This window comes from Pseudoalteromonas rubra (assembly GCF_000967655.1).
In the GTDB taxonomy this organism is placed as follows: Bacteria; Pseudomonadota; Gammaproteobacteria; order Enterobacterales; family Alteromonadaceae; genus Pseudoalteromonas; species Pseudoalteromonas rubra_A.
Window position 1 is genome coordinate 125,072 of the sequence record NZ_JXYA01000047.1, and the last position, 17,660, is coordinate 142,731.

Annotated in this window: 1 protein-coding gene; it reads right to left on the bottom strand. The window is 51.2% G+C overall.

Annotated elements, in window-relative coordinates; all coding sequences use genetic code 11:
* Positions 1-185: 185 nt before the first annotated feature.
* Complete coding sequence (locus tag TW77_RS19040) at positions 186-17,288, bottom strand: tandem-95 repeat protein (RefSeq protein ID WP_046006557.1); 17,103 nt, start codon at positions 17,286-17,288, stop codon at positions 186-188.
* Between the last annotated feature and the right edge of the window lie 372 nt (positions 17,289-17,660).

Consider the following 17,660-nt stretch of genomic DNA (forward strand, 5'->3'; position numbering starts at 1 on the left):
GCAATTTTATCATCCTCGGTGCACACAGTAAGTCTCTGATTTAAATGGTTCTTATAATATAAGGACAAGCTGGAGACGTACATGGCTAGTAGCGTTAAAACCAAACAGACTAGCTCGCATCACAAACCAGGCTGTTTGAGAACAGAAAAAGCCCTGCCGTCCCTGGCCGGGCTTGTCATTGCTCGTTAGAAACGCACTTCAATACCGGCGGCGACTTCACCGATACGGTTGGCGCTTAGGCGGTAGTGGCTGTAGCTGAGCGTCAGCGCCGTGCTGTCGCTCAGCTGGTAGCCTACTGCGCCACCAAAGTACGCGCTGGTGCCTTTTTGTTCGTACTGAACAAAATGACGACCGTTCAGGGTACTGTCAATCTGATAGTCCCAGTTGTAGGCGCCCAGAAACAGCTCGCCATGCACTTTATCAAAGCGTGCCACTTCCAGACCCGTTTGCAGTGCAAAGCCTTCAGGCAGAACCGGGGCGACACGCGCCATGCTTTCGTGCCAGCTGTCTGGTGTCAGCGTACTGCCGCTCAGCGTCACCCGCCCCTGGCCCAGGTCGATATAGCGCAGACCTGCATACCACTTAGGCATCAGCTGATAGAAAGCACCGGCTGACCATGACTGGCTGCTGTCGTCGACGTTCGAGACCTGAGTCCCCGCAGGCAAGGCGCTGAAGTGGCTGTTGGCTTCAGCCTGACCTAACGTTGCCTGAACACGCAACGCATCTGCCAGTGCAGGTGCACTGACCAGGCAGCTGGCCGTCACAACTGCGTAAGCAGGGAGCGCCGACTTGCGACGACGCAGTACCAGCGCCGATACCATGACCAATAACAGACCACCCAGGCTACCGGATGACTTGTTTTCTACCGTGGCAACCTGATGGGTTGTTACGTTGATTTTCGCAATCCCGGTGCTGGTCGCACCTTTTGCGTCTTTGACCTGGTAAGTCACAGTGTCTTCTCCATTAAAGCCCAGTTTTGGCTCATAGCTTAGAGTTCCGTCAAGGTTAACGACTGCCTTGCCATGCGTCGCCGTTGCGTTGATAAGCGTTAAGGCGTCGCCATCCGGATCCATGTCGTTGGCCAGAACATCCAGGATAACGCTGGCCTGATCATTGGTGCTGGCAGTATCAAGCTGAGTGACTGGCGCGGCATTGACCACCAGCTCAACCGTCACTGTGGCGCTGGACGTACCACCCTGGCCATCGGCAATGCTGTAAGTGATGGTTGCCGTACCAACATAATCCACCGGCGGTGTATAACGCAGCTGATTATCAAGGATTTCAACCTCACCAAAGTCGGCGCTTGCGCCTGTGATGGTCAGCGTATCTCCGTCAGCATCGCTGTCGTTTTCCAGTACATTAATAAAGACTGGCAGACCCGCACCCACAGCCAGGGTATCGGCCTGTGCTACGGGTTGTGTGTTGTCGCTCATCAGAACGGCAATACCGCCCGGATCGACGACGCTGCGGTTTGCAATGCCGTCGTCGTCGTTCGGACCGCCATCCACAATTTGCAGTTGCACACACCAGTCGCCTTCGTTCAAACCATCGCGCCACTCGTTGCTACCCGGAGGTGGACAGTAACCCGGCTCACCGGTCGCCGACAGAATGGCATTGCCATCGGTGGTGACAAAGTTCACCCATTCACCGTCACGGAACTTACGATAAATCGCGTTAACCGGGATAGGTTTACGCTGCGGGATCACGATGCCGTAAACGTCGCCCGCCTTAGGCAGTCCGGTTGCGATAAAGTCGAACACCCCACCAATGTTGGTGGCTTCGCTATCCGCAGGCAGCTCAGTTTCAAGCAATTGTGCACCGCCCGTGGTGTTTTGCGCCACGGTTGCCCCTTTACGCAGACATACGCCTGGCTCACCTTCTACCAGATACTGGTTCGCATCCTTCACCTGGCCTGGGATCACGTTACAGTCGCTGCTGGCATCCAGGTAATCCGGAATACCATCGTTATCGGAATCCGCAAAACCTTCCTGATCATCCGGGATAAGGTCGCCATCGCTGTCCACGCCGCTTAGCTGTGGCAAGCTGTCAACAACTTCCAGATAGATATCCTGAGTGGAAGACAAGGCAGGTGTGCCATCATCCGTTGCTGTTACGCTGAGTTTGTAGATACCCGCAGCCAGTACGCTTGGGTCAAATTCAAAGCGACCTGCCTCAAAGCTCAGATCCGTCATTTGTGCGTCTGCCGCTTCCCAGCTCAGCGTGATGCTGTCTTGTGGGTTGGCATCGGTTGCCACCGCGCTCACCACGACAGGTTCACCATTTTGCAGTACCAGTGTACGCGACTCGCCGCTTTGGGTGGTATCAACCTCCAGCGCTGGCGCAACGTTGTCTTCCACTATGGTTACTGTGGAGCTGGACTTGGCACCGCGGTTTAGCGTCTCTGCCAGGGTGATCACTATGCTTTCATTACCTTCGACTGTGCCGTCGGCAAAGACGTTAAAGGTAATGCTGGCCTCAGTGCCTGATTCAATCACCACTTCGCCGTCCAGCAAGTCATGATCGTTACCATCGGCTGAGCCACTGACCGTGTAAGGTACAGTGATCGGATAACTTGGTGCCGGACCATTTAGGAAGACCTTCACCGTGTGGCTTTGCTCTTCCGCAATCTGGCTGTCTTTGCTCAAAGACACCAACGGGTTCACGGCAACGGTCTGCTTTTTCACTGTCGACTGGTTATTACCATCGGTCGCTTTCCAGTACACCTGATGCAGGCCCGGTGCAAAAATTGTCACTCCATCCACCAGGGAGACCGCGAGCGGGTTGCCATTGCTGTCAAAGGCAGAAGCCGTACCTAAATCTACTTTAGTAAACAGACCGGTTGCATCCACACTCATATTATCCGGTACGCTCAGCGTTGGCGCGTCGGCCGCAGCGGATGCTGTGATCTCTACCGTGGCAGTCGCCTGCGCACGCGCACCGGCACTGTCCACTAGCATGTAAGTGATCACAGCGGTGTCTTGCGCACTTGCCTGCGGTTGATAAATCAGTTGACCATCGCTGATGGCAACGCTACCGATGGAAGCGCTTGCACCGACCAGGGTCAGGGTATCACTCGCATCCACATCGCTGTCGTTCGCCAGTACATCCAGGCTGTAGCTGCTTGCCACTTCGCCGAAGCTAAAGGCGTCGTTTTGTGCCACCGGCGTATCGTTTACGGCATTCACCGTAATGCTGACTTGCGCCTCATCCGAGTTCATTTCGCCGTCATTAACCACATAGCTAAAGCTATCTGAGCCATTGAAGTTGGCACCCGGAATATAGCTGAACAAGGTACCCTGCACGCTTAGCGTACCGCTGGCAGGCTGCTGGGTTACCGTGATGCTCAGGCTGTCCTGATCTGCATCCGAAACTGGCGCACTGAAGCTGGTCGAGGCATCTTCATCGACAAACACCTGCATCGTCTGCGCAACAGGCTTGGCATTGACATAGCCAACTTCGATAGCAAATGCAGCCAGTGAGGCCGATAATTCGCCATCCGCAACGCTAATTACTATGTTTGCGTAGTTGCCCACATCATCGCGACCCGGAGTACCAGACAAAGTACCACTTTGCGTATCGAAGCTCGCCCAGACAGGCAGGTTCTCAATACTGAAAGTGAGTGAGTCACCATCTAAGTCACTGGTATCTGGCGTAAAGCGATAAGCCGTATCCTGATCCACACTGGTTGCCGGTGTACCTGTGATTACTGGTGCATCATTCACGGCGACCACATTCAGCGTGACTTGCACCGGCTCAGATTCTGCCTGACCATCAAAGGCCACAAATTGCAGACTGTCTTCACCGTTGAAGTCAGTGTCTGGCGTATACAACCAGCTGTTTTCACTTTGCTGTGTCAGCGTGCCTGAGTTAACACCTTGTACAATTTGATAGCTCAGCGCGTCTGCATCGATATCGCTGGCCGTTAATGTGATCAACACAGTGCCATCTTCGTCCACGCTCAGCACCTGGGCGTCTGCCACTGGGGCATCGTTCACAGGCGTGACCGTCATAGTAACAAGCGCTTCGTTCGATACAGCACCTGCCGCGTCTTTCACCGTGTAGGTGAACGTATCCAGGCCATTAAAGTTGGCGTTTGGCACATAGACAATCGCACCGCTTTCGGTCACTGTCACTTGACCACTTTGTGGCTGAGCGACCACAGTCACGCTGCCTGGGTCTAACTGGTCGTTAGCATCCACATCGTAGTCATCACCCAGGACGTTGACTTCATACGAGCCTTCTTCTTCGAGCTGGGCGGTGTTATCGACTGCCACCGGCGCATCATTCACTGGCGTGATGTCAACGTTAACGGTCGCAGGCTCAGAGCTCAGCCCTTCGCTGTCCATTAGGGTATAAGTAAAGCTGAAGCTGCCGTTCACATCCGCCTTTGGTGTGATCTCAAGCTGACCATCTGCCAGCACTGTCACGTCGGCAAGCGTATAGGCACCTGCGCCATTGCCCTTGTCTTCGAGCATCACGTTGGCACCATTGAAGCCTTGATCTTCCACATCGGTGTCATTGTCCAGGATATTCAGTGTGCCGGCTTCGTCTTCGTTGAGCGTAACGCTGTCGCCATCCGCCACCGGACGGTCGTTAACCGCGCCAATGTTGACGATCACTTCAACCGGCTCAGACACCAGACCTTCGCTGTCCGCAATGGTGTAGCTGAATGCATCACTGCCCGTGGCATTGGCGTTTGGCGTGTACACCAGCTTGCCTGACTCCTGGTTCACAGTAACAACGCCTTTGCTCGGCAATGCGCTCAGTACAACCTCACCTTGTGGGTGGGTGTCTTCGATATCGCTCGATAAGCTGCGTACATCCAGCTCGTCGCTCGGCATGTCTTCCTCTACCGTTAACGTCGCGCCTTTGGCAACAGGCTGATCGTTCACCGCCACAATACTGATGGTCAGTGTGGCAACTTTAGAGGTGTTACCTGCTGCATCTTTCACCGTGTAGGTCAACGTGTCCTGACCCGTGGCGTTCTCGTTTGGCGTATAGGTCAGCTTACCATTGGTGATGGTGTAGCTACCCAGCTGAGGCTCAGTCACTACCGCTGCAGAGGCTGCCACCATATCGTTTTCTGCGTCAAAGTCGTTCTCCAGCAGATCTATGGTGTTCGGCGTGTCTTCTGTCACAACCAGGGTGTCATCCAGTGTCACTGGTGCATCTGCCTGCGGGTTAATGGTCAGCGCAACGGTACGCGTCTGAGACAATTCACCTGCAGCATCTTCTACCTGATAGGTGAAGCTGTCGCTGTGATTTTCGCTGCCATCATGGGTATAAGTGAAGCTGCCGTCTGCGTTTAGTAGCAAAGTACCAAACTGCGGTTCACCCACCACCACGGCGCTCAGGCTATCTTCGCTGTCTAAGTCATCATCCGTTGCAGTACTTAGCAGACCCTGCTCCAGTGCAATCACCAGCTGCTCGGCTTCGCTCAGTGTAAAACTGAAGTCCTGTGCCACAGGCGAATCATTGGTGTTAACCACTTCAATGTTGAATGCGCTCAGTGCATGCTCTGCTTTACCATCATTGACGGTGATAACAATTTGCTCGTAGTTGCCAACGTGCTCATCGCCTGGCGTACCGCTCAGCTTGCCGGTTTGCTCATCAAAGCTTGCCCAGTCTGGTTTGTTGCTGATCACAAACGTATGGGTGTCATCGCTGTCCGGATCTGTCAGCTCAGGCTCAAACACATACTCGGCATCTTCGTTCACTGCGGTTTGTGGTGTGCCCGACAGCACAGGGGCCACATTGTACTTCTTGGTCACCGAGGCCGTTACAGGCTCACCCGCATTGTTCGCATCATCGTATACCACAACGGTCAGGATCAAACGTCCTTCTGCCAATGCAGAGACATCAATCCCAGTAACACTTTGCGTGGCGGCGGTGATGCTGACAGGCGACTGACTGCCCACTGAAGTGGTGCCATCACTGACCTGATAAGTCAGCATGCCTTTGCCTTCAAGCCCATTTAGGGTGAAGCTCATGGCAGTTTCGTTATCACGGTTGATCAAGGTCTGGTCGATACTGACCGACTGGCCACTTGGGGCTGTCGTATCCAGGCTCAGCACCAGCGGCTGCGCTTCCGTATTGGCATTGCCTGCAAGGTCATTGAAGACACCCGCTGCAATGCTGATGGTCACTTCACCTTGTGCATTCTCATCTGGCGTAAAGGTCGCCTGATAAGTGGTCGCATTCAATGCTTTTAACTCGCTCAGGCTGCCGCTGCTCGCACTGATATCCTCCAGTGTAAAGTCTTCACTTGGCTCGCTCAGTGCGATGGTGATCAGCGCCTGCTCACCGACTTTCAGTGCCGGGTCGTTAGATGTCAGGCTCACCACTTGTGGTGCGGCGGTATCGAGCATTGTCGTTGCTGAGGCCACTTCCGAGACATTCCCCGCAGGATCGGTCAAGGTCACTGTGACATTCAGCTGACCGTCGTTCAGATTGCTCAGGTCGATACCACTGATAGTCTGGCTCGACTCAGTGACGTCGCCTTGTGCCGACACCGGCAGGCCGCCTTGCGTGCTGCTGATCACATAGTGATAACGGCTACCCACTTCGGCATCGCCCAGCGTGATGCTGGCCGCATTGGCATTGGTGCCATGGTAATAAGGTGCGCCAAACGCCACACTATGATTGCCCGGTGCCTGGGTATCTATGCTCAGGGTCAGGGTGTCGGATGCCAGATTCGGGTTGCCCGCCGCATCGCTAAACTTGCCACCGGCAATCGCAATGGTACCGGCAACTTGCGAATTCTCGCTCGGCGTAAACACGGTACGATAACTGGTGTCGCTGATCTGCTCCAGCTCAGACACAGTGCCGCCCGCCACGTTCAGTAATGCCTTATTAAAGTCGCTAACGGCTTCACTCAGACCAATGGTGATCACGCTGGTCTCGCCCGCTTTAAGGGCGGTCTGTGACGCACTCAAAGTGGTAATGGTCGGTGCAGTTGCATCCAGCTTGGCTTGTTTAACCAACGCCTGGGCCGCATTGCCCGCGCTGTCGGTAAGTACCACAGACAAACTCAGCGTGCCGTCTTTCAGCTGGCTTAGGTTCGCAATATTAACTTGCTGGTTCGCCGCTGTGATGGTCTCGGTGCCGGTCAGTTCACCGCCACCTGTGCTGGTCAGCGTGTAAGCATATGTCGCGCCCACTTCGGCGCCGTTAAAGCTAAAGCTCGCCGCATCGCGATTGGCTAAATTGTAGGTTTGCTGATCCAGCGTTACATCGTGACCACGCGGCGCTGCGGTATCCAGCGTGGCCGTGTCGGTTGCCGCCACACCCGCATTGCCAGCCTTATCGGTCAGCGTCACTGACAGGCTAAGCGGTCCGTCGTTAAGGTTTTCGATATCCGTAATAACCACTTGCTGCTGCGCGCTGTCAAGGCTGCCTGTACCAGTTACGCTGTGGCCGTCGCTGCTCAGTGTATAAGCATAAGTTGCACCGGCTTCGCCGCCGCTCAAATCAAAGCGAATGGTGCTCGCAGCGCTATTATAAACGTCTTTATCCAGCGTCACCGCATAACCGGTTGGTGCCTGGGTATCGATGTTAAGCTCAACCGATTTCGCATCCGTGTTGGCGTTACCCGCCTCATCGTTAAAGGTATTGGCCTTCACCGTCACGCTGCCTGTCGCCTCAGTGCCAGCGGTTGGTGTAAAGGTCACCTGGTAATCAGTGCCGTTATCATTGATAGAGGCAAAGGCAGACAGCTCGCCGCCCAATACCGCCAGCGATGCCAAGCCGAAGTCACGGCTTGCTTCACTCAGGGTAATAGTAATCACACTGGTTTCGTCGGCTTTTAACGCAGTGCTTGATGCTGTAATGGCTGTTACAAGTGGCGCAGTGGTGTCCAGTTTAGCGCTGTCCACAACAGCAGATGCCACGTTACCCGCAGTATCGGTGACAACTACAGTCAGGCTCAGCGTGCCATCTTTCAGTCCAGTGAGATCTGAAACAGACACAGATGCATTCACATCATTAATGGTGCCGGAGCCTTGTACTGAACCACCACCACTGCTCGTCAGAGTATAAGTGTAAGTGGCACCTTGCTCTACGCCATTAAAGCTAAAGCCCAGCGCTGATTGCGTGGCACTGTTATACACCGATTGGCTGAGTGCAACACTGTGGCCGCTCAGTGCAGTGGTATCCAGTATCGCCGTGTCGGTTGCTGCCACACCGGCATTGCCAGCCTTATCGGTCAGCGTTACCGACAGGCTCAGCGGTCCGTCGTTAAGGTTTTCGATATCCGTAATAACCACTTGCTGCTGCGCGTTGTCAAGGGTGCCTGTACCAGTTACGCTGTGGCCGTCGCTGCTCAGCGTATACGCATAGGTTGCACCTGCTTCGCCGCCGCTCAAATCAAAGCGAATGGTGTTCGCAGAGCTGTTATACACGTCTTTATCCAGCGTCACCGCATAACCGGTCGGAGCCTGGGTATCGATGTTAAGCTCAACCGATTTCGCATCCGTATTGATGTTACCCGCTGTGTCGTTGAAGGCGTTGGCCTTAACCGTCACGCTGCCCGTCGCCTCAGTGCCTGCTGTTGGCGTGAAGGTAACCTGGTACTGGTTAGTGCTGCCGTTAAGGGCTGCAAAGCCAGACAGCTCTCCACCCGATACCGCCAACGACGCCATGCTGAAGTCGCTGCTTGCCTCACTCAGGGTGATGGTGATAACACCTGACTCACCAGCGCTGAGCTGCTGGTCTGATACCGTCATCGCACTGACTGAAGGCGTTGTGCGGTCCAGTGTTGCCGTTTTAATCACAGGCTCTGCTTTATTGCCAAAACGGTCACTCAATACCAGTGACAGAGTGAGCGCACCGTCTTTCAACTTACTAAGATCTGCGCTTGGCACAGCCACTGTCATATTTGAACTGATGACCTGGCCACTTCCCTCAATCGCACCGCCATTACTGCTGCTCAGTACGTAGGTATAAGTATCGCTGAAAGCACTACCACCATTGAGTACAAAGCTCATTGTTTCAGTGTTTTGAACGTTATACACAGTGTGATTAAGCGCAACCGTATGCCCTGAAGGCGCCTGAGTATCAAAGTACGTACTATCAGTTTGTACCCGAGAGCTTTTGTTGCCCGCTTTATCAGTTAGCGCACCAGCCTCAATCGTCACTCTTGAGGATCCCTGAACATTTTCGTTTGGACGCAGTTCAAAGGTAAAGAGTGAGTCGTTCAGCATCTTCACATTGTGCACACTGCCGTTAGTAACATGAATAAAAGAAAGATCAGGTGACTCGATAGGTTCGCTCACGTTAACTGTAACGGTCTTGGATAGCGGGCTGCTTTGAAAACCATCTGTGATATCAATTGACTGAGCCCAGGGTACAACACGATCGGCTTCAAACCGCCAGGTTTTCGTCTCAGTACTGACATTGCCAACTTCGTTGCTTAACGTCACATTGACTCTGATAAGGCCATCAACAAGGGAGCTCACATCAAGCCCAGAGATGACTGCACTGCCTGCAACTGAACTGCCAAACGTGCCGCGTCCTTTTATGGTATTACCCTGACTATCCGTCAGCGTGTAGTGATAACTGTTATTTGCTTTGACGTCAGCCCCTTCCAGAGTAAAGCTCAGGGCTTGCAGTTGGTTCGCATTAAATGTTTCAAGCCTGTTGGAACCTTGTTCTTTGATGTCAAAATAACTCGGGTATGTTGTATTGACAGCCTGCTGCTCAAACAGCACTTCGCTCAGCTCATTGCCCGCTTCATCTGTAACTGTGTCTTTATTAACCACTAGCTTGACTGACTTCGAACTGTACTCATCAGGTGTAAAGACCACGCTATACTCTGTCTCAGAGATTTGAGTGAAAGCCGACAAGTTATCAGCCAGGCTGACAGGCAAGATATCATCCAGCGTAAAGCCCATAACTGGCTCGCTGAAGGTAAAGGTCAGCGTTGCCGTTTCGCCTGCTTTCACCAGCTCTGTTGATGAGCTCATTGTAATGGTCGGCTTTTGGTTATCGATGATGATGGTGCGTTCAATCGACTCAGAGGCGTTGCCCAGCGCATCCACTACCTTCAAGGTTAGCGTATATTCACCCTCACTTAAGTTACTAAGCGCAGACAAGTCAACGCGCTGGCTGCTGCTCGTCACTGTGCCCTCACCTTGCACTGACCCGCCATCGCCGCTCACGCTCCAAATATACTGAGTATTTAGCTCGGCGTTATTGAGAGTCACAGAAGCAGACTGCACATTGGCACTATTGAATGCGGCGTTATCCAAGCTGATCTCAAATGCATCTGGCAGCTGAGTATCAATGGTGAACTGCTGCTCGACAGATGACATTCCACTGATATTACCCATCGTATCGCTGAAGCTGCCGGTTTTAACGCGCACAGAACCTTGGGTATTTGAGTTTGCTGTCGGCACAAACTTGACCCGGTACTGGGTTGCGCTAAGCGCTTCAAATTGCACCAAAGTACCACCCGTTACTTGCAAGTCATCAACCGTGAAATCGTTGCTTGCCTCACTCAATGTGATGTTAATCAGCGCAGTTTCACCTACTGACAATCTGTCATCGGTGGCACTAAAACCCGCTACGCTTGGTGCAGTTCTGTCTAGGATTGTCGTTGCGGTAACTTCCGGATAAGCATTACCCGCTTTGTCTTTGACAAAAACAGATACGGTGAGTTGCCCGTCTTGCAGATTTTGTGAGTCATTGAAGCCGACGAGTTTATCGCCTGCGTTTCTGTTGTCTCCACTCCCAGTTACCACACCACCATTACTGCTGCTTACACTGTAAGTGAACGTTGAACCCTCTTCCAAGTTTCTGATAAAAAACTTGGGCGAACTTACGTTTTCAACCAGATATTTATCGTACTCAAATTCTACAAAAAGATCAGAGTTTATTTGAGTATCAACGGTAAAGTAAGCCCGAGTTGATTGCCCCGGATTTCCAGCAATGTCCTGATAACTATTGTTTGGCAGATTGATATACTCGAAACCCGTTTGGTCATCAAAGGGTGTAAAGGTCATAGTATAACTGGTGTCTGTTTGCTTCTGCAGATTGCTGAGCTCACCTTTGTTTTCCTGCACCTCGAACGTGTCTAATGTCAAATCGACAACAGGCTCATCGAACACAACTTGTAGTACAACTGACTGCCCTATGCCCACCAAGCTATCCTGAGCGATTATGGTCGCACGCGGATTGGTTAAGTCCAGTGCCGCCGTTTTCACCACAGAGTCTGACGTATTGCCATAGGCATCAACACCTACCACTGTGAGCTTAAATTCAGTCTCTCCCGCGAGTTCACTAGAATAAATACCCAGAGATGACGCGGCCCATTGACCAGTTTGCGGATTGATTGAGATTGCTTGTTCAAACCGTTTGGTGTTTGTTTCAACAACCACTTTCACCCGATCCTGATAACTCACATCACCTGAAACAGTTCCTTTGATCTCATACCTGAACAGATCCGCACTGCTGATAGTTCCGTCTTCACCCCTCCAGCTCTCAATGACAGGGACCGCTATCGGCGTTGTATCCACCAGCAGTGAATCAGACGTCAGGCTAATTTCATTGCCAGCGGCATCAGTGCCTTTAATGGAGATTGAGTAACGGCCATCTGCTAAAGCCTCAGACAGGTTATGAGTCCACGACCCATCCTGTGCGACATTCACAACAGCCTTATATTCATAATCACCCTGCGTTACGGTAATAGTAATGTACTCAAGCCCTGGCGCGGTGCCTTCATAGGTTGGCTGACTCTTCACCGCTGCGTTACCACCACTGCTGTCCTGTGACAGCTTAGCCGTGAAATCAGCTGGCCTTGTCGGCGTTGTATCGTCAATAACCACAGTCAGAGGCGCCGAAACAGGGCTTACTCTTTGACCGCTCGTCGCAATCGCGGTGACTTTATGACTGCCTGCATTGAGCGTAACCTGGCGCTGCCAGCTTCCATCTGGCTGGGCAGTAACTGTGCCTAGCTCACCGCTAACGTCACTGTACAAAGTGACCGTGCTGCCAGCCGCTGCGGTGCCGGTAAACTCAAGGTCGGTGAGTTTAGTGATGTTGTCTTCTGAGTTAATACCCGTATCTGAACTTGCCAACAGATCTGGCGTTGACGGTGCAGGTAAAGGCAAATTATTGATAACGTTAAAGTCAACAATTTGCTCTGTACTCCAGAAGCCATCATTGGCCACAACACACAGTGAGTAACTGCCCTCGGCAAGCTCACTGGTTGCTTTCAGGAAAGTACCTTCAACCGTAATACCTTCGTAGGCCTCAGTGGTACACTGGCCATCTACCACTTTAAACAGTGAGATAGTCAGTGTATCCGGGTTCATCCCCTGAGCCTCGATGGTGGTAAAGGTATTACCATACAAAGTGGCCGACAGGTTAACATCCGTGACAGTCAGAGTAGTTGATGGCAGGGTGTCGGCAATTCTGAGTACGAATGGCTCGGAAGGCTGTACGCCATCTTCCAGGCCGTCCAGCAGCTGCAATGTGATGGCATGCAGGTTGGAATTATCCCACTGAATAAATTGTACTTTACCGTCATTCACATCTTGCTGAGTGAAGGTATCGCCCACGGAAAGCGCGTTAGACGTGTCCTGTACAAAGGTGGTGTCATTGCTGTCGTTCAGGTACAAAGTGCCGTTTTGCGAGTCAGGCAGTGTGACTACCTTGTACAAAATACCCTCGGCGGTATCGTTCAAGTCAGTCGCATTCAGGTGCGCCTCAGTGATGGCCACACCCTGCTGAGCGCTTTGCGCGTTATATTGAACCGGTTTATTGGTGGCAAGCGCTGGTGCCTTATTTACTGGTCTGATATCAAAACCAAAATACCCACTGTAAGCTTCACCATCAGGCATGCCTTTTACAGTCCAAGCATAAGCCTGCTGACCGGTAAATTCGGCATTAGCAGTATAAGTAAGTAGTGCTGCTACTTTACTGACAGCTAAGGGGCTACCAGAAATTTGTACCAAGTAGTCATCAACATTATATTGAACATCAACATCACTGATGTCAGTACCTTCAGGCAAACCGAAAGTACCCGAGTCCGTGATTGATGTCATTGGCTGAATATAAAGCTGCACTTCGCTGCTGTCAGGATCATCAATATTAATCCCATCAAATGGCAGGGCTTTATTGGCTACTGGAGTAATGAGGTTATGAATAAGCTTAAACTGCGTACCCATCACAGTTAACAGATCCTGTTCAGGGTTGTCACCGCGAACACGGATTGAGAGACGCCCATCCGCGGAAATGTTTAACTGAGGCTTTGAGGTGACTTTAAACGGTACCGCATAGTCACCAAGTAGCAGCCATTTTTTCTCATTATCAGTCAGGTATTTTACAACGACTTTCGATGTGCCATTTTCCAGTTCCTGTGCTTCAACCGCCAGAGCACCTGCCTTAGATAAGATCACGTTGCTTCTGTCACGTACCAGTTCAATCGGCTCGCTAACGAAGTCACTGGCACCATGAATAACATTATAGTGATAGCGTACTGTGCGCTTTGCACCATCTTCCAGGCTTGCTGAAATATGCTGTACTAATGAGTGCGCGGCAAAAATAGTACCATCGGCTCCGATATTTAACCCCAATTGCACGTTTGGATTGGCATCGGTGACGGAGCCTTCAGAAACCAATCCGCCCAGGCTATCCAGGGTACTATGAACTCTTGTTGCCATTGCAACTTGGCCGGTCCGATAGGCATAGCGTGTTTCATCGCTGTGTATCGCGTAATAAAGTACTTCTGTTGTGTGGTCAAATGCTAAGTCCAGGCCACTAACATTCGTAATACCCGCGCTAAGCAATGGGTCACTGAACCTGTAGAATTCCTGCCAGCTCGCTGCTTGCCCCTCTTGCGAAGAGAACTTATAAACAGTGTGCTTGTCGAACAAGTCTGAATGAACCATGACATAGGGATTACCCTGCTGATCGAGCGTAAAGCCAAACGTACTGGTGGCAATTGGGTAGCCCTGGTCGAGGTTGGCGGCATCACTCTCCACTACGTACTGCTTCACCTCAGTCGTTGCCGGTGAATAGCGCAGCATGTTGAGCACCTTTTCTGAATGCGCATCGGCACTCACAAAAGCAACATACCCGATACCATTGCTATCAAACTTTAATTGCGCTTTTTTAAGCTCACCACGCCCCTTATCAGAATCCTGACTGAACAACGCTTGCCACTGGCCATCTTTATAAATGCTCCAAACAAAGAGGTTTGTTTGCCTGTCATAAAAAACAGCATGTGCCAGCCCTGTTGGGTCCGTCTTTACAAGCAATTCATCCGCCGCTCGCATTTCAGCGGTCAAAGGCACGTCAAAGGTAGGGCTAAAAGTAACAGTTGGGCTATCATCAACCGGGTTAACCGTTAGATCAACGGTGGCAGTGCCTTCAGCAAGAAAGTCATTGCTGTGCTCAGAGCCTTCCGGCAAGGCCATGTTTAACGTCAGTGCCAAATCTAACGGAGATTCACTGCCATCATGGACAAAGTAGTAGCGGCCGCTGGTCATTTCAGCGAATGATGCAGGTACAGTTAAACGCTCATCACTGAACTTTTCGTTTTCAGTCAGCTGATTATCGCCATTAAAATCAAAATACAGCGCGCCCGAGCTGACAGAAGCCGGGGCGACTGAGAACCTGAGTGTTTCGACAATCGCCTTGTCCGCGTCGCTCATCTGGAAGTGAGCTGCGGTAAGCTTCACTTTGCCGCCTTCATCTACACTCAGCGGGGCAAGGGTAAAGAGATCTGACAGCGCTCTGACAGGTGTAATATTCAGACTCAGTGAACCATTGCTTGTGGTACCATCAGGCAGACCCTGAACGGTATAGTTATAGCTCGGGGTGCCCTGATAACCCGCATCCGGGGTAAAGGTCAGTTGAGCAAGCAGACGGTTTACGGCCTCAATCGGGCCGCTTAGCACAAACCCTTTGCCATCTTCGGTCGGTTGCGCACTAACGCCATCCAGCACGGCATCATCTGGCAGACTAAAGGTGCCCGGTGTGTCTGTATCATCGGTATTGATGGTGAAAGATACCTGCTCCGAGTCCGGGTCGACCAGCGTTTTACCTGCAAATAACTTAGCCGGATTTAACGCGTCAATGGGCGTGGTACTCCAGTCTGTTTGACTCTGCTTTTTGATTTTCGTCGCAAGTCTGTTTTCACCGCCTGGTTCGTCTAAGGTGACAATGAGCTCATCATTGCCCACTACGCTGAGTTCAGGTTCAGTGGTTACTGAAAACGGGACTTCAAACTCATGGTACACCTGCCATTGTTTATCGACCAGGCTGTGAATCACAAGCTTTGAACCACCACTAGGCAATGTCTGCGCTTCAACGGCAAACGCGGTATTTGATCCAACAACCACGCTACTTGTATGTCGATTTAACTTAAGAGAGGGAGACGTAAACTTCTCTGAGCCATCCGCACTCAGATATCGATAAGTGTAGGATTTTTGATTGTATAAATAGTCACCAGCAGAGCTGCTGGTTGATTCCGTTTCTAAAACAGAATGAACACCACCTGAGTTACCATCACTTCCCGGGTGCAACGCAAGCCAGTTGTTATAGCTCAATTTCATTCTAGGAATTGAGTCATTCACCACGTTCCCGGCAAGGTCAGGTATCCTCACCTCCTCTACAGGTGTTGGTGTCAGAGTCAGTTTGCCAACATTCACGCCTTCTGCTGGCGGCTCCGGGTTGCTCGCCACATAGTAAAAAGTGTCATTTTCCTCATCAACAGTCAGGGATAAAGCCTTAACTGCAACGGGTTTTCTCTTGCTCGGATAGATATACTGATCCAGGTACGTTAGTAGCTCGTCATTAAATTGATGGAGCAATTCCCATGTTTTGCCGTCGGATGCTGGTTTGTATAGCTGAAATGTTCTTGATGCTTCGCTACTTTGCAGCATCACGTAAGGCGTGCCGCTTTTGCCACGAGCAAAGGCAAATACCGCACCTTCTACCAGATACCCGGCCCCATTATGCTCCGTTGACATATAGCTGACTCTGAATTCCTGGTTATCTCCAGTGTTCGGATTGTGCGAGACAATCTTAACGCCGCTATCATATTGAGAAATCATCGTAAGATAGGCCACATGTGCCGTACCATCTGCATCAAACAGGAATTGTGCCGGTGCATTGGCCGCATCACTCACCCATCCACTGTAAACTTCACTCCAGACTCCATCTGTCAACTTTAATAAGTAAAACTTGGCACCCATTATGTTGTAATACGCGGCATATACTGTGCCATCAGGACCTTGCTTAACAACCAGTTTGTCGCCATTTTGCATTGCCGGTGTCAGCGGCACCTGAGTGGTTTCCACTGCAAAACCGTCGGCGTTAACAGATATTAACTCGGGGGCATCATCAACCGGGGTGACCGAGACCGGAATGGTTGCTGTGCCTGTCATGCCATATTCATGCTCGTAAGACACTAACTTGGGCAGTGTCAAATCTAGGGTGATCGCCAAGTCAAGCGGTGACTCTGAGCCATCATGCACAAAGTAGTAATTGGCACTATCAAACTCAGCAAGCGACTTAACTACCGGTTGTGCATCAGCACCCAGCTTTTCGTTTTCAGTGAGTATGTTGTCGTCATTCAGATCGCGATAGAGCACACCAGATTGCGCCGCATTTGTACCAATGGAAAACGTTAAATCGTTCATCACATCTGGTGCATCTGTTGCTTGCTGGAAAAGCGCTGAGGTAATGGCGACTTTGTTGCCCTCAACCACAGGGGCAGTCGCAATATTCAATAAACCAGAGAGCGATTTTGGCTCAAAGGCGTTGATTGTGACAGATGCAGAAATAACATTCGTATTCGCATCATTCAGGGTAATTGAGATTTTACGAGGGCCCTTGGTAGGCACGCTGGCTTTATTTTCATATCTAATTGATTTGATGAAGTCCATCGCCTGGGAGGGCGATACAGAGCTATACTCTTCCAATCTATGACTGCGGGTGCTGTTAGTGAAGTTACCAGGAATGTATAGACCTTCCTGATCACCATCCAATGCTCCGCTGAGCCTTACCTCAATGGTTGCATTTGCGTTACTGACTGAGACATTAGGTGCAATCTGAACACCGTCATCCCCCAGTGCATAAGCGATATTACGATCACCGGGCTGGATCGATATAGATACGGGTGTAGCGCACATTGGATTACTTTGGTCAAACGCACAGTCAACAAAGCCATGTGCCTCCATACTCGCTACGCCTGCATTCAGCGCCACCCCGCCCAATAGCGCGGCCTGGATATGCCGGGCTAATTTACTTTTTTTACTTATGTTTTTATCACTAAGAGACATCAAACTACCTATTAACACTTAATTTTAAAATATGTTGCCCGGCCAAATCCCTTTTTGGCCTGAAAGCTGCGTGGCTACGGGTAAACACCACACAGCCTGAATATGGAACGTTACATTGCGCAAGCACTGCGCGAGCGCACTTGAATTGCCAGCCCCTTTGGGCTCAATTCGCAAGCAAAACGGTACGTAAAAGATCGTGAGTCAGTTCACAGGAACCCACGAAAACAAAGAAGGGGTAGCCAAAATGGCTGATAGCTCTGAATAATAAGGACTGAACAATACAGTCTGAGCACGACAGACATGCAAACCTATTTCTGAGCCTGGTAATAATACTTTAAACGCTCACCTGCACCATACGCAGGTAACATAAAG

Bases quoted from the DNA above. Each gene is read 5' to 3' on its own strand.
- TW77_RS19040 (WP_046006557.1), bottom strand. From the start codon at position 17,288: ATGTCTCTTAGTGATAAAAACATAAGTAAAAAAAGTAAATTAGCCCGG.